Here is a 20,842-nt window from a genome sequence, read left to right as displayed (position 1 = left end):
GGGCCGCTATTGGAATTTTCCCAATGTCGAGCCATAAAAAATCTTGGTTTGTTAAACACAAGGTTTTGTAAAATTTAAAAAGGAATTTAGATAATGAAAATCGTTAAGTTTACAGCAATATTCTTGATAGCTTTGATCGTAATCGCTGTCCTCTCCTATGAAAAAATTATTTCAGGTGTTTTATTACCTCAGTATATTGAGTGGGCACATGATACCGAACGTAACGGGCTGGAAATAGGCATTCCTTTGACTGAGCGAGAATTACACCTTGCTACTGAAATAGGGATTTTACATCCAGAAAAGGTAAGAATTGTATACGTGAGTGAAGTTCCTTTCCCCTACGAGAACACTGTTTTAAAGATCTTTGGAGAGGCTGTTGGGCTAATTGGCGAAGGCATAGTGAATAATGCACAAGTGTTTGGCTATTCGATTTATGTTCGAAATGGTTTTGAGCTAGACAAGCCGAAGTTAGCGCATGAACTAGTGCACGTTTTGCAAATTGAGAGATCGACTTTGGATCAAGTAGTAACCCAGCACTTCTTTGATATGGCTGAATATGGGTATGATAATGCACCTTTAGAGGTTGAAGCTTTTGGAGCGAATAAAAAGTACAGTGCTGGTTGGTAACTATCTGTTTATAGGGGAATAAACACTCACACTATTTTTCCTATATTGGAGCGCGATGTGATCAACATTTTTGTTTCTGATATTTTCGGAAAAACAGAAGCACTCGAAGCGTTGGCAAGCGGGGTTGCTAGCAATTATCTGATTCTAGACCCCTATGAAGGTCAAGATATGAAGTTTGAAAGTGAGCGCAATGCTTATCAATACTTTTCTGAAAATGTGGGACTGCAAGCCTACTCGGAAAAGTTAGAGCAGTGCATGGCTGAAATTGATACCTCGGTAAACTTGATAGGTTTTAGCGTTGGTGCATCGGCGATATGGAAAGTCTCTAATAGGCTCTCGTTACCTAGTGTGAATCACGCTATCTGTTTTTACGGCTCACAAATTAGACATCACCGACGTGTAAAACCCTTGTTTCCTGTATCATTGATTTTTCCACATCAGGAGCAACATTTTTCCGTTCCAGAACTAGTTGATGAACTTAGTTCAGTACACAATGTTGAAATTAAAGAAGTCCCATATCTTCATGGTTTTATGAATAAGCTGTCGGATAATTTTAATCAAACAGGATACGAGAGTGGGCTCGAGATGCTTTCCGTTGAGTTGGACTAGAGAGTGTTTGATGAGTTTGCTTCGGTAATCGTTTTATCATACCGTGTTTAGTTCCTGAGGATGGGTCGTAAACACATTGAAGGACATTCCAAAAAAGAAGGAGTTTTTATGTCTAGGTTTCGCAGTTTGAAAAAGTCACAGAACAATCTGTTAGCAGGTGTAGCCGCAGGATTTGGTGAGTTTGTTGGTTGGTCTCCCACTCGAGCTCGAATCGGGTTTGTTCTATTTGGCATTCTATCCTTTGGATTTGCATTAATTGTTTACACCGTACTAGCGCTGATTTTTCCTCCACCAGACCATTTCGATTTGAATAAATTTAAGCAGTAATTCCAAATAAAAACCAAATTCCCTTTTCTTGACTGGCGTTGCGTAAAAATTATGAGTACCGAACCACATATAACTGGTGAGAGTGTATGGGCCGCTATAAAGGGTGCCATTGCCTCAACTGTCATTGTATTCGCTCTGTTAATTATTGTTATCCTCGTGGTACCGAGTACACCCCAAGACGACGGCCACATTAGGATAGCCGTTGTTCTAATTGGTCTACTGCCATTTGTCTTTGGGGTTATGTTTGCGTATTTTTTAGTACTATCTGCAAAAAAGAATCGTCCTTTTAAGTTCGCCATAATCATACAGTCTTTACTCATTCTTCATTTAACCGTTCTCGTATTTAATGTGGTAAGTGAGGAGACAGTTTTTTTTGTGGCCATATCTAGCGCAATTTATATTTTTATATTTTTTAGTCTATCCATAGGAGTAGGGGCCTGGTTTTGGTCCAAAACCCAAAAGAGTGGTTACAGCGTTGATTAAAAAACTAACGATAAAATCATCGATAGCAGCAACATTTGCTTTGGTTAAGCGAAGCATTGTTAGCCCTGCGTTGCTTGCTTTTACAATGTTGTTTTCATCTGATTCAATTGCCGCGTGTTTTCCTGAATTTGTAGACTATTCACTGGAAGCGGAAGTAAAACGATCATCAGCAATCCTAATAGCTACGCCTGTTAAACGAGAATGGGTTAACGATGTTGATGAACCTGATTTTTACTCAGGCTCGATTTATGAACTACAAATTCATCAAACTTTATTCTCAACAGTACACACTAACGTAGAACTATGGGATCCAAATAACAGCGGGCGATTTGCACCTGACATTGGAAAAAAATATCTTTTAATTTTGTATCAAAACTCAGATGGTAAATTTGCTGCCGACTACTGTGGTAACTCTGGTTTACTCGATGAAAGAGAAGAAATAGTTTCAAAGCTGAAGGAAGTTTTGGATACGTTATGAAGCCATGCTTTGCACGCAGCCGATTGTTCAACGAGTTATGTAAAATTTTTTAAGACAGTAGAACGGTATTTTTTCAAATACCATAATTGGTGAACACATTGAAAACTGCTTTCACATTTATAATCGGCTGCCTCTTCGGAGCCTTAACCATGTTTATGCTTTTTCCTAAAGTGCAGTGGAAGGTGGCATTTTTTAATCCGTACCCAAGCCCCGGTATCAATAATCAGTTAACCGTGGTTATGGAACGGTTACCTACTCAACAGACCTTCTGACAGTGTGATTATCGTTACGATGCGATGGGTTGACTTTTTAGGATATATAGTGTTTTAGCCACTTAGCGGCTACGCTAATAATAGAGAACTTTGTAAAGAGTGTAATGCAAGTGTCCACCTCGCTACGTTGTGGGATATTGTTGATATGTGCCACGTTTTGTTGTTTTAAGTGCGCATGGGCACAATCGAATAATATCAATAAGTTAACAGTAAGCATTCTTGTTTTTAGTGTAGAGCAACGGAATGCTTTTGAGCGTGTTGCCGCGGAGTTTATTAAACAGCATCCTGGCACAGCTATTGACTATATTGCAGCCGATGATCCTACCTACAAAGCTAAATCAGTCATGTGGCTTTCCTCACCAGGTGATATAGATGTAATGAACTGGCCATGGCCATCTAGACTGCGAGAATTGAGCGTTAGAGGGTTGGTGGAACCGGTCAGTGACCTATGGGGAATGCCTTATATGCAGGGATACTCTGGCGCAATGAAAGAGAGTGTTACGGTTAGCAACAATCAATTTGCTATTCCCTATGCGTCAGGCTTTTGGGGGTTTTACTACAATAAACCGCTATTTGATGGCCATAATCTAGATGTACCAAACACCACAGAAGAATTACTAGAAACTTGTTTGGTATTAAGGAAGTTTGATGTAGTTCCTTTTGCCCTTGGTGTAAAAACTCCATGGCCGCTACTAGCTTGGTTTGATTACCTCAACCTGAGAAATAATGGTCTAGATTTCTATCTTTCTTTAGCAAGAGGAGAAGTCCCTTTTACTGACCCTAAAGTGGTCAATGTGCTCGAAGAGTGGAAGCGCTTAATAGACAATCAGTGTTTTTTTAGTGACGCTGCGGAATATGAATTTCATCAAACGTATCCAATGATATTTCGAAAGCATGCCGCAATGCTGTTGTCGGGCAATTTTTTTACATCTCAGATTCCTGATTCAGTTCGTGACGATATAGGCTTTTTCCCATTCCCTGCAACTGAAGGGAGTTTAGATAATATCGCGCATTATGAATTGGCACCTACTGACATGTTTATTATTCCTAAGGGCAGTGATAATAAACCGTTAGCCAAGGCGTTTTTAGCGTTTATTGCTAAGCCATACGCTCAGCGCTTGTTAAACGATGCCACATCATTCATTCCTACACACCCAGATGCATCAGTGCCAGATGATTACTTTGTGGATCAAGGTAGAATCAATATATACTCAGCTGCAGGTGTCGGGCAGTACTTTGATCGTGATGCATCTTTGCAACTTGCTCAAACGACCCAATTGGTACTTCGTGATTTCCTAGAGAGTGGCGATGTTGTTGAGGTAACTTCGCGCCTGGAGATGGCTAGGCAGTCTTTATCGTTACCCGATGCAACTACAGTCGAAAATTAATAGGTTGTGGGAGTAAACCCAATTTGAATGTTAAACCCACCGTTAGTGTGAGCGGTTACAGCTTATTGCTTGGCGTTTTTTTATTAGTAGGTTCGTTTTACGCGTCGGTTTTGCCCAGTGACACATCACCTTCAATATATCTGATTGTCGTATTGGCGCTTACTATAGATATTTTCTGCATCCAGCGTACAGTTCAAACCCTTTCACAGTCATCTAGCTCAAATCGCTTTAGCTTGGAACACATCGAGGGCTGTCTCACATCAAGGCTTGGGCGTAGTATTTGTTTCCTCTCGAAGTCACTTTTTGCTACGATTTTTTATGCGTTTCTCGTTAGAAAATATACCTCAAATCAACGAACCCAGCCGCGTTCATTCAGCTATGAAAATAGCGCTAATGCGAGAGATATGTTTTGGGTGATCGCCATCGCTCAAATTCCCACATTGCCACTAATACACGTGTTTATTGAAAAGGAGTCAAATGCTGCGGTGGCGTGGATAGTAACTTTGCTTACGGGGTGGACAGTCATCCACTATTTGGCTCAAATTTATTCAACAAAATTTAATCCTATTACTATCAACAACTCAGAGTTACGATATCGATATGGACTTTCGTGGTCCGCCAATATACCTATTGCACTTATTAAAGAAGCTCGCAGTTTGTCCTTCAATGATAGCTATACTGGTATGAGTCATTTTGTTTCGCCCATTGGATCGACCAAAAATGTAATTTTAGAATTCAAGAAACCAATGACCTTCAAAGGTCAATTTGGCAGGTTTAAGCGTAGGTCTAGTGCTGTACTCTCTGTTGATGATCCGACGACTTTTTTGAAGGCTTTACAGCGTAACTCGAATGTGGCTACTTAATTTTCACAGCTAATAGAAGAGAGTCAGATATGGAATTTCGAAACTGTATAGGCATCTTCATCATCGTCATCGGCACCTCACTACAAATCTATGGTTTTTATGCCGAAGGCTGGGTGAGCGTCGTCTCGTTTATTATCATCTTTCTTGGGCTAGTAATTTTCGGTACACAGCGCTACATCGCGAGAAAGGAATCATCAGAATTCAACTTTGGCCCAAGTCAAAAAAGCACCAGCTTACCCATTATGGGCGACATTTTTAATAGTAGTGGCCAGCGAACTGGCGGTAGAACAGAAGATAGCTGGTCTAGTGACTCATCGGGTGGTGATTGTGGCGGTGGTGCTGATTAGTGGTTAATTATAAGCTTTTAGTCACTGTATTTTTTTCACTTTCAATAACGGCATTTGCAGAAGATGCCGTTTATTCAGGTTTGCACAAGGATATCCCTATAGGCGTAGTGGAGGGCACACAGCTTTCCATCAATATTGCATTTCCAGAAACCAATAGAACCCAGTCTTTACCAGTGGTGTTATTTATACATGGCGGAGGTTTTGTTTCTGGAGATAAAAATTCCAAAAATAGACAACTCAGAAAGTTTGCTGAAAAAGGCTTTGTTGCCGCTAGTGCTATGTATCGATTGTCTCCTACGTATAGGTTCCCTTCACAAATTGAAGATATAAAATTGGCGATACGCTTTTTAAAAGCTAATGCTATTCGCTTTGGTCTTGACCCGGATAGAATCATTCTCGTTGGCGCATCGGCTGGGAGCTATCTTGCAGTGATGGCAGGTGTTACAGGAAACTTCGACGAGTTTGCACATCATGGACTTTATTCAGAACAGAGTAGTTCGGTTCGTGCGGTCGTGGCGCAATCATCACCAATAGCTAATTTTACACTGCCCAAATACCGAGAATCATTGACTGTACAACGATTAGTTGATGCTAGCAGTCAAAACTACTCTCAAACGCTAAGGCAAATGTCTCCAGAAACTTATTTAGATCCTAGTGATCCTCCATTTTTTCTTTCCCATGGAACGGAAGACGAACTAGTTCCTGTTTATATGAGTCGTGAATTTGTAAAAGCGCTAGAGGCAATAAATCACGATTTTGATTACTATGAGGTAGAAGGTGGAACACATAGTTTAAGCCGGTCGGCACCGCAAGCGTCAAAAATGGTGTTTAAGGAGTTGATTAACTTTATCGAAAAATGGTCAGAAACCATGTAGTTTAATTCGTATTGTTAAATGCTATAAGGAAATTTTGATGTTTAGCACATTTAAAAATGGCGTCGCTCTAGGAATGGGTTTGATGGCAGGCCTACTTCTTTGTGGTGTCATTATTACGATCATATTGTCATCATTAACTTTCGATAATGATGGCATTTACGTCCCCGGTGAACATGCCACAGGGATAACCTTCAATAATACGTTTTTTGAACAGGTGGGCGATCAGTTCATAGTTGATACGCTAGTTAAAAACTCGGCAGTTGCCGATTACACTAAGTTGATGCTCAAATTTTCGTTTTTGGACAGTCAGTCAAAGCACATTTTTGACTGTGAGTATCAATCAAATAACGTTTTCGCGGCCGAGAGTTCAACTCAACTAAATCATACCTGCTTTGCAGTGGGAGCGGTAGGCGATACTGTGGAAAGTGTAAGCATCTCTGTGAAGTGGGGCGAAATGCGTGTTAAAGGTTAAACCCTTAGTCTGATTAATTTGGACAGTTTAAGTAACACAAGAGGAGATAAACATGTCATATGTAGATTGCTTTGTTGCTGCAGTACCCAACGAAAACAAGGAGAAGTATATACAACACGCCAGTACCTTTGCTGAGTTGTTTAAGGAGTTTGGCGCGTTAGAGATCGTAGAAAACTGGGGTGATGATGTGCCAGAAGGTGAAGTCACTTCATTGCCGATGGCGGTCAAAGCCGAGGATAATGAAAGTGTAGTGTTCTCTTGGGTAGTTTGGCCTTCTAAAGTAGTACGTGATGAAGGGTGGAAAGCGGCGATGGAAGACCCACGTATGTCGCCTGAAACTAACCCTATGCCATTTGACGGAAAACGACTAATCTTCGGCGGTTTTAATACCATATTGAAGGTCTAGCCTTGCTAGACCTATGAGGAAAACCGCTGAGCAGTTACCATTTCTTTTTAGGTGCAAACAATTCATCAAGCTCGTCACGCTCTTCTTCGTGCTTTTTAGCGCGGTCTTGGGCGTTAACGCTTTTGAGGTTTGATTGAATTTCTTCTAACCATTCATTCAGACTGGATATACGATTTTTAGTGTAGTCGTCGTGCTGGGTTTGGTTTTCAAGCGCTGACTTGGCTTTTTCAAAATACTGACGTGCTGACCCAAGCATGTTGGTTTGTAGCGCACCTTTACCTCGTTTAATAAGCGTCTCTACGTTAACCTTTATCTGTAGACGTTCTAGCTGACGATCTTCCTCAGCATACACTTTTGAATCGACTTTCCCACGGCTGTGTTCTGAGCGCAAAAGCACGCGGAGTTTTTTCACGGCTTGGATATATTGGATAATAAGTTTGTCGTTACTGGGTAAAACAAAATCAGTTAATTTTTCTTTATCCGACCCTGACGAGGTTCGTTGTTCTGCATCAGCGACGCGCTGTTTGGTTTCGGCGCTGCCATTGAGTTCATCGTAAATTCTAAGTGCGTTGACAACACGGGTGTGAAGAATATCCATCAGACGGGGAGAGATGGGCATATTAGAACAAGCCATAATGACATTCTCAGTTTCGTCGATAATCGTGCGCTGCTTTGCTGCTTCCGCACGCCTCTCCGCGTCAACCTTTGCTTTGTGCTGCTGAAGTGCGTTTATAAATATCGCTGCTATTAACAGTACAACGATAGATATTATTATGGCTTCGTACATGCGTAATTCCGTTCTCTGTTTTAATTCTTTAACGCGTTAGGTGCACAAATAAAAATTACTAAATGATTTTATGGAATTTTTACTTCAAACACACTTCCACCAAGCGTACCACCATTACTCAACGAAATCTCGCCTTTGCGGTCACTTTGTGAATGCGCAGAAGCAATTAGCCGTGCGAAAAACAATCCCAACCCTGTACGACCCTGACTTAACTGAAAATCGTTAAGCTCTTCATGGCTTCTCTCTAACATTGATTCGGGATAGCCTTCACCGTCGTCCTCGATTCGCAATACAAGATAATCGTCTTCCACAACGCCACTAATAGCGATGGTATTCTTGCCGTATCTCAGTGCATTAACTAAGACATCATTGATAAGTAAGTATATGAGGTCTCTATCGAAATACCAGTTCAGGTCTGGCTCGGCGTTTAAGGTCACTGAAATACCCCGTTGCGCGATGTAACGCTCATTTGAGCCCACAACATCATCGAGCAAATCGGTGACAAAACACTCATCAACAGTGATGGGAAAGCTGTTTAATTCAGCTCTGTATAAAGACAATATTTGAACAAGGTTGGTGTTTAGACGCGAAGCTTCATAATGCACACTTGCCAATTGAGCAGTTGCACTATTGTTATTGGGTTGTAGTTCGTCGCTTAGCGTGTCTATTGACTGAATTAACATAAAAAGTGAATTTTTCATGTCATGCACTGCCGCAGCAAGTACGGAAGAATAATCAATCGATGACGCTAATGGCTTTTGCGTGCTCATAACACTAACACCTTAACTTGACCAATTTGGTAACAGATATTGCGTACGTTATTGTTAATTATACATAGTTTGCTAAGTTTTTTACCTTTAATTATACGCTTAGCGTAATATCTCATAGCAATAATGCGTTATTTTGGTTATAACGGTAGTTACTAAATAGGGTGACTATTACGAGCGAGGAAAGCCATGAAACTGCAACAATTGCGCTATATTGTTGAAGTATTGAACAATAATTTGAATGTTTCTGCCACCGCAGAGAGCCTGTATACCTCTCAACCAGGTATCAGTAAGCAGGTGCGTATGCTAGAGGACGAGCTAGGTGTTCAAATTTTTGGTCGTAGTGGCAAGCATTTAACTCACGTTACTGATGCGGGCCATGACGTCATCAATATATCTCGCGAAATCCTTGCAAAAGTAGAGAGCATTAAAGCGGTTGCTCGAGAGCATACCTTACCGGACCAAGGTAAACTCAACATTGCGACCACTCATACACAAGCTCGCTATGCGTTACCGGATGTTATTCAAGGGTTTATGGGTAAGTACCCAAAAGTGTCTTTGCATATGCACCAAGGAACGCCGTCTCAGATCAGTGACTTAGCAGCAAAGGGAGAAGCAGATTTTGCAATAGCCACTGAGGCACTCCATTTGTATAACGACCTAGTGATGCTACCTTGCTATCACTGGAACCGAAGTGTCATTGTGAATAAAGACCATCCGTTGTCAAAGAAAGGCACTATTGAGATTAGTGATATCGCAAAGTATCCGTTGGTCACGTACGTCTTCGGCTTTACTGGCCGGTCTGAGCTAGACCAGGCTTTTGAGCGCGCAGGCCTTTCACCTAAAATCGTATTCACTGCAACAGATGCAGACGTCATTAAAACCTATGTAAGATTAGGGGTGGGGATTGGCGTGATTGCATCTATGGCTGTTAATGAAGAACTAGATTCTGACCTTGTCAAAATAGATGCAAGTCATCTGTTTGATTACAGCACTACTAAAATCGGTTTCCGCAAAGGTTCTTTCTTAAGAAGCTACATGTACGACTTTATCGAACGTTTTGCACCACACCTAACTAAAGATAAAGTTGAAAAAGCAATGATGCTTAAAAACAACGATGAAGTTGAGAAGATGTTCAAAGGCGTTACCTTACCAGTTAAATAAACTGAGTAACGCCCTCAATTAACATTCAATAATATTTACTGCCAGGCCGCCTCGTGCGGTCTCTTTGTATTTTGTCTTCATATCATTGCCCGTATCTCTCATCGTTTTAATGACTTTATCGAGAGATACTTTGTGTTCGCCCGTTCCGCGAAGTGCAAGCCTAGCTGCATTAATTGCTTTGATTGCGCCCATAGCGTTGCGTTCTATGCAAGGCACTTGAACTAATCCACCTACTGGATCGCAGGTTAAGCCCAGGTTGTGCTCCATACCGATCTCAGCAGCATTTTCAACGGCTTCCACCGTTCCACCTAACACCTCTACAAGTGCACCAGCGGCCATTGAACAGGCAACACCAACTTCACCCTGGCATCCAACTTCTGCGCCAGAAATTGATGCATTTTCTTTGTACAGAATGCCGATAGCACCTGCAGTCAGTAAAAAACGGCTAGCAGTATCCTCATCAACCGGACGAATAAATTTGTCTACGTACTTTAATACGGCTGGAATGATACCCGCAGCACCATTAGTGGGTGCAGTCACAACTCGACCGCCGGCGGCATTTTCTTCGTTAACGGCTAATGCAAACAAGTTTACCCAATCCATGGCACTCATTGGATCATTGGTTTGTTCAATCTGTAACTTGCGGTGTAGAGCAGGGGCCCTTCGTACCACTTTTAATCCACCGGGAAGAATTCCTTCTTGCGCGATACCACGTTGAATACAAGCATCCATTACTTTCCAAATAGAGAATAGCTCTGCCTTGGTATTTAGGTCACTGAGTACTTGCTCGTTCTTTAGCATGAGCGCGCTGATACTTAGGCCTGTCTCTTTACATGTGCTGATAAGAGAGGCACCAGTTGAAAATGGGTAGGGTACGGCGCTATTGTTTTTAATGGCCTCGTTGCGAGCGGCTTCAAATTCTTCGTCTTTGATAATAAATCCGCCGCCAATACTGTAGTAGGTTTGCTCAGCTAGGCAGGTGTCGCCGTCGTAGACGAAAAAGGTGAGTGCATTGGCATGCCTTGGAAGTGTTTTGCGGCGGTGAAAAACAATTGCGCCTTTACTCGGAAATGAAACCTTATGGGTACCATTTAAGTTCAGCTTCTCGGTATTTCTTACGTCTTCCAACAATGACTCTACCGTGTCAACGTCAACAGTATCTGGCATTTCACCTAATAATCCTAAGATGACTGCTTTACCCGTGCCGTGGCCGATACCTGTTTGTCCTAAAGAACCAAACAGTTCTACGGTAACGTGAGTAATTCTGTTAAAAACCTCGGGTGACTGAGATAACTGTTTAACAAACTCAGCGCCAGCACGCATTGGCCCTACTGTATGCGAACTCGATGGTCCAATGCCCACACTGAACATATCAAATACACTAATCATAAACTTATGCTCTTATTATTATGCTTTGGCTATATTGCACGCCGCACCAAACGACTGCAATTTAGATTACCTAATGTAGAGATTAGAATTGCTAATACTTGTATACATATAGTTACGAAAATAACTAAATGCAAAAAGCGAGTTTAGGGAGATAGGTGATAAGAGAGATTTCGCAGTAATGCAGCAGTGGCTCCCCATATGAGGCGGTCCTGCCAAGGGATAAAATACACGGCGTGCTGTTCGCCTTTTCGGCTAATGTAGTGAGCGAGGTAATTGGTTCGATCCATTAAAAACCCTAACGGAACCTCGAACACAGAATCGACTTCATTTGTATCAATCATGAGTGGATAATTCGGTTGAACAAAGCCAACCACTGGTTCAATACTGTATCCACTAATCGTTCTATAACGGGAAAGGGAGCCAATAGGCTCAATGTAGTTCGGAGGGATCCCAATTTCCTCGTGGGTCTCTCTCAAGGCTGTGTCGAACACAGACAGGTCTGAATCTTCAACTCCACCGCCTGGAAAACTGATTTGGCCCGGGTGATGTTTCAAATGGAGTGCTCGTTGAGTCAGGATAACTCGAAGTTCGTCATGGTGTTCCACCAACGGTATGAGTACGGAGGCAGCTCTTCCCTCATAAGTGAGCGGATAATCAGGGGCCTGCTTTACTGACCGTAAGTGATAATAACGTTGTATAAATTCAGTTCTGGTCACTCAGCTTTTCCAATTCAGGGAGTATTTTTGATACTTTATCTAAGGTTTCTTGATACTCATCTTCGGGTTGTGAATCTAAGACGATACCGCCACCAGCCCAGCAATAGAGTGTATTGCCCTCAGCCAGTATTGTACGAATACAAATACTCGAATCTAAATCATTACGAAAACCCATATAAAACATACTGCCGCAATAAATGTTACGTCGATGTGGTTCTAATTCATCAATGATTTCCATCGCTCTGACCTTTGGTGCACCCGTTATCGACCCCCCTGGGAATGCCGAAGCAAGTAATGACAATGGCGATGTATCGGGTTTCAGCTTTCCAACCACAGTACTCACCAAGTGATGTACAGCCTCGTAGCTTTCCAATGCAAATAAAGCGGGTACTTTTACGCTGTGAGGTTCACAGTGCTTTGACATATCATTACGCAGCAAATCGACAATCATTAGGTTTTCTGCTCGGTCTTTGTCTGCATCTAACAAAGCATCGGCACTCTTAGTATCTTCAATCGGGTCGTCAAAACGCGGGCGGGTACCTTTGATAGGCTTAGTTTCGACGTTGCGATCTTTTACTTTTATAAAACGTTCTGGGGAAATACTTAAGATACTGGAGTTATTTAACTGCATATACGCAGAGAAAGGCGCATTGTTAGCTTGACTCAAATGTTGATAAGCAGTCCAACTTGAGCCAGAGTAAGTCGCTGAGAAGCGTTGTGCCATATTAATTTGATAGCAATCGCCTGCACGCAAGTAATTGTGAATGGCGTCTAGTTTATCGACATAGGCTGATTGAGTGAGGTTTGAGGTCCATATCGACGTTAAACTGAAGTCACCCGTGCTGGTGTCATTAATAAATTCCGGCAATGCTGGCTCACCCAATGCACAAAAGAACGTCTCATTGGTGTGATTGTCGTGAATAATCGAATGAGGATACAGATGCACCTCAAACTCTGGTGTCTGGTAGTCATTTTCAGCGATACAGGGCAGTTGCTCATAGTAACGGCCTGTGTCATATCCTGCCATACCGGCCACGCCCACCAAAAAGGGTAGCTCTTTTGCTTTTGATATGTCCTGCTTTCGTACAACAACGCCTGATAGCTGAGAGTGAAGTTGGTCCTCTACCGCTTTGAACGGGTCAACGTCTACGGTGTGTGCTGCGTTATTCTGCTGATTGATAACCTCAACTTTACCATTACTCGCTCTTACCGTTTTTAACGGGCCCCACACCATAATATTGAACCGTCCATCACTTTTTGTTGATTGACAGGTATCAAACAGTATTGCACCGGGCAAATGGGCAATATTTGAGAATAGCGTGTGAATAGACGTATCTGACGCAAGAGGAAAGGGGGTAATTGAAATAGTTAAATCTTTATCAAACAACATAGTAAAACAGGAGCAATGACCTACGCTTAACGAAGTTATCCTATTGGGGCCAAGAAGCTACCACTTTAGTGTTAAATCGTTAATTTGTTTAGCAATGACACTACAGTTTACATGGTGCCATCACAAGAGATGCGCTAGTATACGCTTTTTTACTAAGCTAAGACCACGAAAGCCAAAGAAAAAAGAGGATGTCATGACCGTTATCCGTCAACAAGATTTCATTGACAGCATCGAAGATGCCCTACAATTTATCTCCTATTATCACCCGTTAGATTACGTAAAAGCCGTCGAAGAGGCTTACAACAAAGAGCAAAGCCAAGCAGCAAAAGATGCAATGGCGCAAATCCTAATTAATTCTCGTATGTCTGCTGAGGGTAAACGTCCTCTATGTCAAGACACAGGTATCGTGACGTGCTTCGTAAAAGTGGGTATGGCAGTTACTTGGGACAAGACAGACATGACGGTTCAGGAAATGGTAGACGAGGGGACGCGCCGCGCTTACACCAACCCTGATAACCCACTTCGTGCCTCTATTGTTGCAGACCCAGCGGGTGCGCGAAAAAATACCAAAGACAACACTCCCGCGGTTGTCCACCTTGATATGGTTGCCGGTGACAAAATTGAAGTCATGATTGCAGCTAAAGGTGGTGGTTCTGAGAACAAATCAAAAATGGTAATGCTTAACCCCAGCGATAATATTGCCGATTGGGTCGTAAAAACATTACCTACAATGGGGGCAGGTTGGTGTCCTCCTGGCATGCTAGGTATAGGTATTGGCGGTACTGCTGAGAAGGCTGCGGTATTAGCCAAAGAAAGCTTAATGGATCCTGTGGATATTCAAGAGCTTATCGATCGCGGCGCCGAAACCACTGATGAGAAACTACGTTTAGAGATTTTTGATCGGGTCAATAAGCTAGGTATTGGCGCGCAAGGCTTAGGTGGGTTAACCACTGTAGTAGATATCAAAATTAAATCTATGCCTACCCATGCTGCCTCAAAACCCGTTGCTATGATCCCTAACTGTGCGGCAACCCGCCATGCTCACTTCTATTTAGATGGTTCAGGCCCCGCAGAGCTCACACCACCTAAACTTGAAGATTGGCCAGAAGTGACTTGGGAAGTGAGTGAGAATACTCGTCGTGTGAACTTAGACGATGTGACAAAAGCAGACATTCAAGAGTGGAAAGTCGGAGAAACGGTACTACTTTCAGGTAAGATGCTAACTGGACGTGACGCAGCGCATAAGCGTATTCAGACCATGATGGAAAATGGCGAAGGCTTACCTGAAGGCGTTGATCTTACAAACCGCTTTATCTATTACGTAGGTCCCGTAGATGCTGTTGGTGACGAAGTGGTAGGTCCGGCAGGTCCAACAACGGCAACGCGTATGGATAAGTTTACTGACCTTATGTTAGAAGAAACCGGCCTTATTGGAATGATTGGTAAGGCAGAACGTGGACCAGCGACTGTAGACTCTATAGCTAAGCACAAAGCTGTTTACTTGATGGCTGTGGGCGGCGCTGCTTATCTAGTGTCTAAAGCGATCAAGAAGTCTCGTGTCGTTGCATTTGAAGACTTGGGCATGGAAGCAATCTACGAGTTTGAAGTAGAAGATATGCCAGTGACAGTTGCAGTTGATAGTACAGGTGCTAACGCACATAAAACTGGCCCAGCTATTTGGCAGGCTAAAATTGAAGAGCTAGATAGCGAACTATCTAAATAGTCACGCTACATCGCTAATTAAAAAACGGGTGCGCAATGCACCCGTTTTTGCTTTAATGCTGTATATATTATCAGTATTAAGGGCATGGCTTTGTTGGCATCTCAATGGATTTTTCCCACATTTATCGTTTTTTCATCACTGTCTTTTACTTTCTTTCTTTTCGCTTTGTATAAAATAATAGCCATCAGGAAAGAGCACGATGAACTAGTACAAATCAATCAAACTTTGAATATTGAAGTTGGCGTGCTAACCGAGAAAGTAAACAACGCTAGGCTGTTATCGGAAGCGTTAGAACAAGAAAAACGAATAACTTCTGAGTTGCAAGCGCAAAACACACGACTTATTGCTAAAAACGAGGCACATACGGCTCGCATTGATGCCTTATTGCAAAGTCATGAAGAAAAACTAGCGCTACTTCACGCCACTGAAGAAAAGTTGACAACTAACTTTGAAAACATCGCTACTAAGGTTCTCGATAGCAATGCTAAGAAGTTTAGCGATAACTCCCATAAAAGCCTCAACGAGCTGCTATCGCCATTTAAAACTGAGCTAGAGGGGTTCAAGCGTCAGATAACCGATCAACATATCCGCGAGGGACAGGAGCGAGCTTCTCTTAAAACTGAAATACTCAGCTTAAAAGCGTTGAACCAGAAGATTACCGAAGAGGCTGCCGCATTAACCCTTGCACTTAAAGGCGACAATAAAGCTCAAGGTAATTGGGGCGAGGTAGTCTTACAACGTATTTTAAAAGAGTCTGGTCTAAGAGAAGGGCATGAATTTGATATTCAGGTTTCTAGTCACAATGATGATGGCAAGCGTTATCAACCTGATGTTGTGGTTCACTTACCCAATGATAAAGACGTAATTATTGATTCTAAAGTGAGCTTGAATGCCTACGAGCGCTATTTTAACAGCGATGATCAAGAAAGCCGAAAACAATACTTAGCAGAACATGTATTATCACTGGAGAATCATATTAAGGGGTTGGGGAAAAAGGCGTACCATCAATTAGAGGGAATTAAGACCCTCGATTATGTTTTGCTTTTTGTACCCGTGGAGCCTGCATTTTTATTAGCCATTGATGAAGATCCCGAACTGGTATCACTTGCACTATCCAACAATATCATGTTGGTGAGTCCAACCAATCTGTTGGTCGCACTTCGTACAATCAATAATATTTGGCAGTATGAGTATCAAAATCGAAACGCTCAAGACATTGCTCAACATGCCGCTAAGCTGCACGATAAATTTGTTGGGTTTGTCACTGACTTTGAAAAAGTCGGCAAGTCACTGCTAAATGCACAGTCACAATATGATACTGCGTTGAATAAGCTGGCAACCGGAAGAGGAAATATAGTAAAGCAGGTTGAAAACTTCCGCGATATGGGAGTTCAAACCAATAAATCGTTGAGTGCAACCATTAGCAACATGGCTGATAGAACAAGTGACGAATAACTTTTCGAAAGGTTAAAAAAAGAGTCGCTAAAAGCGACTCTTTTTAATTTCTAGCTAATGAATTACTTCATTTTGCGACGTAGGTAGATTACTGGAAGAAGTAGCAATGCTAACCAACCAGTTGAACCACCGTCGTTTTTGTTATTAACGCGGATTGTTACAGTATCAGTTACAGTGTCCATACCATCTGTAGCGGTGATAGTCACTCTAATGTTACCTTCTTCTGCGATTGGCGCTGTGCCAGTGTAAGACGTAGTTTCAACACCGTTAATAGTGATAACAACATCGTCACCATCAGCGTCTGTAGCTGATGCAGTCACAGTAAATGTGCTCATCTCGTCAACAGAAGCAGGAGACTGTACTGTTAGTACCGGTGCGTCTTGTACACCCGCAACCATCACGCTCACCGTACCTTCACCAACAGTCACTGGATCAGCGTCTGTTGCAGCTACATAATCTACAGTGTAAGTGAATGAGTCTTCACCGTAGAAGTCTGCATTAGGTGCATAAGTGATAGTGCCGTCATCGTTAACCGTTGCTGTACCATTTTCAGGTGCTGTGGCAACCATAACACTAGACGCGTCAAGCTCAGGCTTGTCGATAGTGATAGGCGCGAATGAACGGAAGTCGCCAGACAGAGATTCCATAGTGAACGTGTTGATGACTGTGCTATCAGCTTCGTTCATAAGAACCATTGCAGTTGCTGATGCATCTTCATCAACATACATCATGTCGTCCATGTATTCAGTTGCAGGAATGATGTTACCAGCGAATGCAATTTCGATTTCATCACCAGAAGATGCAGTTAGCACGTATTCTTGGTTGCTAGAAGGCATAGTTCCGATTACGCCATCAGAGAATACTGCTGCGTGCGTCATACCAACACTACCAGTGCTGTTTTCTGCACCGACAACGGTCTCGTATACAGGAGCGCTCATGTCGCCGTATACAAAGTGAACATCGCCAGATTCGTAGTCGAACCAAAGCTGCATGTTAACGCTAGTACCTTCTACACCCCAGATTTGCGCATCTTCCCATTCAACAACGAAGTGACCTGTAGTCAAGCTTGCTGCATAAATGTTACCTGCGCCAGTATCTGTATCTGAAGTACCGTCAAGATCGAAATCAGTCCAGAAAGGAGCGATAACATTGTTTGGCTCTTCCAAACCAGGAAGTTCGTGTGGCTGATACGTTGAAACGTTACCTGAGTCGGTTCCAAGCGATACAAAACCGTTAGAAGAGATTTGCATCGACGTATATTCTTGACCTAGGTAAGTAATAATGTTACCGCCGAAGCTAACTTCAACCACTGTATCATCACATACTGAAGAACAAGTAACAGGAGATACACCGATAGCGCTCATAGGCAGGTAGCGAGGAAGGTTGAAACCCTGAAGTAGGTCACCGATGGTACCATCTTCAGTCATGGTGAATGATGCTGTATTCAATGCACCTTCCCACATGATAGTGTTTGTGTCTTCATCAAAGCTAACCGGCTCTTGGTTACCGTTCTTAACAGCTGATAGGGTTGCTTCGTTAAGATCAAATTTATGATCCAGCTCACCTTTGATGCTGATAAGGCCAGTCACAGACTGGTTGTTAGCAGACGCTTCTACTTCAACCATGCCGTTTTCAGCAACCAGGTCACTGCTAACCATAGTAGTGAATAGAGAAGGCTCATCGCTGCTGATTGGGTATACTGCTACAGGTACAAAGTAGTCAGTGGTTGCATCGTCACCGTCTGTCCAGTTAATACCACCAAATGTCCAAGCGCCTGTGTCTGCTGTAGAAACATCAACAGTTAGCGTGATTTCTGCAGATGCGCCTGCTGGTAGCGTCGCGTCAGCTGGAGAAACAGAAGCAGAAATACCTGCGTCGTCAAACATTACAGTTGGGCTTACACTAACATCACCGTCGCTGGTGTTCGTTACCGTGATAGTCATATCACATGACAAGAAACAATCAGCACTTACTAAGCTTAGGTCACTGTAAGTTAGTTCAGCAGTACTCGCACGTAGAACGTCAAGACGACCAGCACCCATGTCGAAGTTATCAGCCGGTGTAATACCGTCTTCTTTAACTACATCACGAATACTTGAAGCAACTAGAGCACTCTTGATTTGCTGTGAAGACCAATCAGGATGCATTTGGCGTAGTAGGGCAGCAGCACCTGCTACGTGTGGAGACGCCATTGACGTACCACCTTTGAAAGAGAAGTCTTCGCCTAAGTGTCCTGGAGCTTCTGGAGATTCACCAGAGAAGATACGCGTACCAGGAGCAGCAAGGTTTGGCTTAAGGAAACGTGGGTCACCGTTTGGACCACGTGAACTAGAATCGTTCATGATGTCTGCTAGCGCTGGAGACGTTGAACGAACAACATCTGCACCGATAGTTACGTTAACCGCGTCATCAGTTGATGCCGCTAACTCAGCAAGTGCAGAACCAGAAGTGTAAGGCATCATAAATGATGGAATGCCCTGATCTGGACTAAGACCACCCATTTGGAATGGCGCTTCACCACGACCTGCAGAGTTAAAAATCAGAACAGCTGTTGCGCCAGCAGCTTCGGCATTGGCAATTTTATCTGCAAAAGAACACGCACCACGGCTAATTACAGCTACACTGCCTGCGAACGTAGTGTCGTCAGCGTATGCCACACAACCTTCAAAGTTCTCTGGTTCTACTTCGCCAGCATAAACTGCTGGGCCAGTTAGGGCTTCGTCTAACAATAACGTTTCTTCACCAGAGAAAATCGCAGGGATCGCTCCGATAGTAGTGTCACCCTCAATAGTGACTTCGTTAGCAAACAAACGGTCAGTCGTTGTGTTAGCAACAGTAAGCACTGCATCAGAACACCCTGGGCAGCCGATAGTGCCAGCACCTGGGCCATCGTTACCTGCAGCAAATACAGTAACTACGCCTGCATCGTTCATTGCATCGAAAACATCTGCATAAGGAGAACCTTCAGGTGAACCACCTGCGCCGCCACCCCAAGAGTTGTTCACAATGTCTGCACCGTCCATTAGCGAGTACTCAAGCATAGAAAGAAGCATTGAATTCGCACCGCTTGATGAAGCTGGGTTAGCAGGTGTTGCGTACAAACCTTTGTACACCATTAAGTATGCTGCTGGAGCTACACCGGAAATTTCTGCTGTTGCACCATCACGCTCAGCCATTACACCATAGTTACCAACAGCAGTACCTGCTACGTGAGTTCCGTGACCATTGAAGCCAAGTGGTGAGTCATGCTCGTCATCTACAACACTAAAGCCTGCAGGAACAACTGCGTGACGGGCAACGATAAGCTTAGCGTTACAGAAATCTGCATCTACTGAACAGTAATCGTCATCCGGTAATTCAGATGCATCTGGTGCAGTGAAGCCTTCACCGCTGAACAAAGGGTTTTCTGGGCGGATACCACTATCGATTATAGCTACTTTAACGCCCGCACCTGCGCCTTCTTTTCCGCCTACTTTTTCCCACGTATCAATGGCGTTGATAAGGTCAAGGCTGGCATCCATTTGAGAGTGCTGAATAGCATCAGGATAAACGGCTTTCACGCCTGGAAGTGAAGCTAGGCTGTCTAGCGCATTCTTAGAGATTACACCAGCGAAACCGTTAAACGCAGCGGTGTATGAGTAATCAGCTGCAAAGCCTGCGTCGAAACGCTTAATTTGAGCAATTGTCGCTTGTTGTTGAGAAACTAGGAATTCTTTGTAGGTAAGCGCTGCGCTAGATTCAAAGTTAACCTTTTGGCCTTTATCTGCAACAAGACCACTAACCATAGGGTTAACGCCTTCAAATTGCGCCATAGGTGCGTCATCTAACTGAACAATAACACGAACGTGGTTGCTGTCGACTTCAATGGCATTCGCTAAAATACCCTTCTTATCAAAAGCCGCTTCCATCGCATTTAATTGTTCTACTGATGAACCAGAAATACCACTGACGGTGGCATACGAACCAGCGGCAGTACCTGCGAGTGCAGCTACCACTAGGGTGTTCAGTAATGTTTTTTTCATAATTTATCTCTTTTTAAGTTCCCTGGAGTTGCCGCGTTGTTTGTTGTTTTCGATGATCGAATGCTTGCGTGTGCATTAATTCGCCGATTGCGGCAACGTCTATAGTTCTAGCACAATTTCTCATGGTTTGTAATAACTTGTGTCTAATGAAACAAATTACACATCTTGTTACATTTTCTCACTTCAAATTAATTTGAAATACAAGGGTTTATAAGTTTTCAAAAATTAAAGTGTTTCAGTTCCTAAGAAAAAATGACCAATTTGTAATACATACATCACTCC

20 protein-coding genes are annotated in these 20,842 nt (G+C 42.9%); 14 read left to right on the top strand and 6 right to left on the bottom strand.

What is annotated here, in order from left to right; genetic code table 11:
- Positions 1–93: 93 nt before the first annotated feature.
- From EYS00_RS07420 to EYS00_RS07375, 11 genes are all read left to right on the top strand, one after another.
- Complete coding sequence (locus EYS00_RS07420) at positions 94–627, top strand: hypothetical protein (protein ID WP_130635920.1); 534 nt, start codon at positions 94–96, stop codon at positions 625–627.
- A 57-nt stretch (positions 628–684) separates the two neighbouring features.
- Positions 685–1,236 (top strand): dienelactone hydrolase family protein, encoded by a 552-nt coding sequence (locus EYS00_RS07415; protein ID WP_242618683.1) that lies wholly within the window; start codon positions 685–687, stop codon positions 1,234–1,236.
- Between the two features lie 108 nt (positions 1,237–1,344).
- The gene (locus tag EYS00_RS07410) at positions 1,345–1,563 is read left to right on the top strand and encodes a PspC domain-containing protein (protein WP_165399335.1); all 219 of its coding nucleotides are present in this window, start codon (positions 1,345–1,347) and stop codon (positions 1,561–1,563) included.
- A 475-nt stretch (positions 1,564–2,038) separates the two neighbouring features.
- Positions 2,039–2,524, top strand: a complete 486-nt coding sequence (locus EYS00_RS07405; RefSeq protein ID WP_130635918.1) for a hypothetical protein — start codon at positions 2,039–2,041, stop codon at positions 2,522–2,524.
- A gap of 149 nt (positions 2,525–2,673) precedes the next feature.
- Entirely contained in the window at positions 2,674–2,796 is a 123-nt protein-coding gene (locus EYS00_RS20875; protein ID WP_258313016.1) for a hypothetical protein, read from the top strand.
- A 104-nt stretch (positions 2,797–2,900) separates the two neighbouring features.
- Entirely contained in the window at positions 2,901–4,184 is a 1,284-nt protein-coding gene (locus EYS00_RS07400; protein WP_130635917.1) for an ABC transporter substrate-binding protein, read from the top strand.
- Positions 4,185–4,588: 404 nt separating this feature from the next.
- Positions 4,589–5,047 (top strand): hypothetical protein, encoded by a 459-nt coding sequence (locus EYS00_RS07395; RefSeq protein WP_130635916.1) that lies wholly within the window; start codon positions 4,589–4,591, stop codon positions 5,045–5,047.
- A 29-nt stretch (positions 5,048–5,076) separates the two neighbouring features.
- On the top strand, positions 5,077–5,394 hold the full coding sequence (locus EYS00_RS07390) for a hypothetical protein (protein ID WP_130635915.1): 318 nt from the start codon (positions 5,077–5,079) through the stop codon (positions 5,392–5,394).
- Complete coding sequence (locus EYS00_RS07385; RefSeq protein ID WP_130635914.1) at positions 5,394–6,269, top strand: alpha/beta hydrolase; 876 nt, start codon at positions 5,394–5,396, stop codon at positions 6,267–6,269. Before EYS00_RS07390 ends, EYS00_RS07385 begins: the two co-directional genes overlap by 1 nt.
- 37 nt (positions 6,270–6,306) lie before the next feature.
- Positions 6,307–6,741 carry a hypothetical protein gene (locus tag EYS00_RS07380; RefSeq protein ID WP_130635913.1) on the top strand — a complete coding sequence of 145 codons (435 nt, stop codon included), beginning with the start codon at positions 6,307–6,309 and terminating at the stop codon, positions 6,739–6,741.
- A 52-nt stretch (positions 6,742–6,793) separates the two neighbouring features.
- Positions 6,794–7,147, top strand: coding sequence for a DUF1428 domain-containing protein (locus EYS00_RS07375; protein ID WP_130635912.1), 354 nt, complete (start codon positions 6,794–6,796; stop codon positions 7,145–7,147).
- A 34-nt stretch (positions 7,148–7,181) separates the two neighbouring features.
- On the opposite strand, the gene EYS00_RS07370 is transcribed toward EYS00_RS07375, so the two are convergent.
- Positions 7,182–7,934, bottom strand: a complete 753-nt coding sequence (locus EYS00_RS07370; RefSeq protein WP_130635911.1) for a hypothetical protein — start codon at positions 7,932–7,934, stop codon at positions 7,182–7,184.
- Positions 7,935–8,002: 68 nt separating this feature from the next.
- Positions 8,003–8,704, bottom strand: a complete 702-nt coding sequence (locus tag EYS00_RS07365) for a sensor histidine kinase KdpD (protein WP_130635910.1) — start codon at positions 8,702–8,704, stop codon at positions 8,003–8,005.
- Positions 8,705–8,890: 186 nt separating this feature from the next.
- Here EYS00_RS07365 and cysB point away from each other — a divergent pair, with 186 nt between their 5' ends.
- Positions 8,891–9,865: an HTH-type transcriptional regulator CysB gene (cysB, locus tag EYS00_RS07360; protein WP_130635909.1), complete on the top strand. Its 975-nt coding sequence runs from the start codon at positions 8,891–8,893 to the stop codon at positions 9,863–9,865.
- A gap of 18 nt (positions 9,866–9,883) precedes the next feature.
- Here cysB and EYS00_RS07355 read toward each other — a convergent pair whose 3' ends face one another.
- The 3 genes from EYS00_RS07355 to pabB form a co-directional block, all read right to left on the bottom strand.
- Positions 9,884–11,254 carry an L-serine ammonia-lyase gene (locus EYS00_RS07355; RefSeq protein ID WP_130635908.1) on the bottom strand — a complete coding sequence of 457 codons (1,371 nt, stop codon included), beginning with the start codon at positions 11,252–11,254 and terminating at the stop codon, positions 9,884–9,886.
- Positions 11,255–11,397: 143 nt separating this feature from the next.
- The gene (locus EYS00_RS07350) at positions 11,398–11,970 is read right to left on the bottom strand and encodes a CoA pyrophosphatase (RefSeq protein ID WP_130635907.1); all 573 of its coding nucleotides are present in this window, start codon (positions 11,968–11,970) and stop codon (positions 11,398–11,400) included.
- A complete protein-coding gene (gene pabB / locus EYS00_RS07345; protein WP_130635906.1) occupies positions 11,957–13,360 on the bottom strand; it encodes an aminodeoxychorismate synthase component I in 1,404 nt (467 codons plus the stop codon). The genes EYS00_RS07350 and pabB overlap by 14 nt, the downstream gene beginning before the upstream one ends.
- A gap of 193 nt (positions 13,361–13,553) precedes the next feature.
- On the opposite strand from pabB, the gene EYS00_RS07340 reads away from it, so the two are divergent.
- Positions 13,554–15,083 (top strand): fumarate hydratase, encoded by a 1,530-nt coding sequence (locus EYS00_RS07340; RefSeq protein WP_130635905.1) that lies wholly within the window; start codon positions 13,554–13,556, stop codon positions 15,081–15,083.
- Positions 15,084–15,167: 84 nt separating this feature from the next.
- Complete coding sequence (gene rmuC, locus EYS00_RS07335) at positions 15,168–16,538, top strand: DNA recombination protein RmuC (RefSeq protein WP_130635904.1); 1,371 nt, start codon at positions 15,168–15,170, stop codon at positions 16,536–16,538.
- A 62-nt stretch (positions 16,539–16,600) separates the two neighbouring features.
- On the opposite strand, the gene EYS00_RS21160 is transcribed toward rmuC, so the two are convergent.
- Positions 16,601–20,560 carry a S8 family serine peptidase gene (locus tag EYS00_RS21160; RefSeq protein WP_130635903.1) on the bottom strand — a complete coding sequence of 1,320 codons (3,960 nt, stop codon included), beginning with the start codon at positions 20,558–20,560 and terminating at the stop codon, positions 16,601–16,603.
- Between the last annotated feature and the right edge of the window lie 282 nt (positions 20,561–20,842).

The sequence above is a fragment of the Alteromonas sp. KUL49 genome (assembly GCF_006538345.1).
Lineage (GTDB): Bacteria > Pseudomonadota > Gammaproteobacteria > Enterobacterales > Alteromonadaceae > Alteromonas.
The sequence above is the reverse complement of the archived record's forward strand: the minus strand, read 5'-3'. Positions and strand labels throughout refer to the sequence as shown.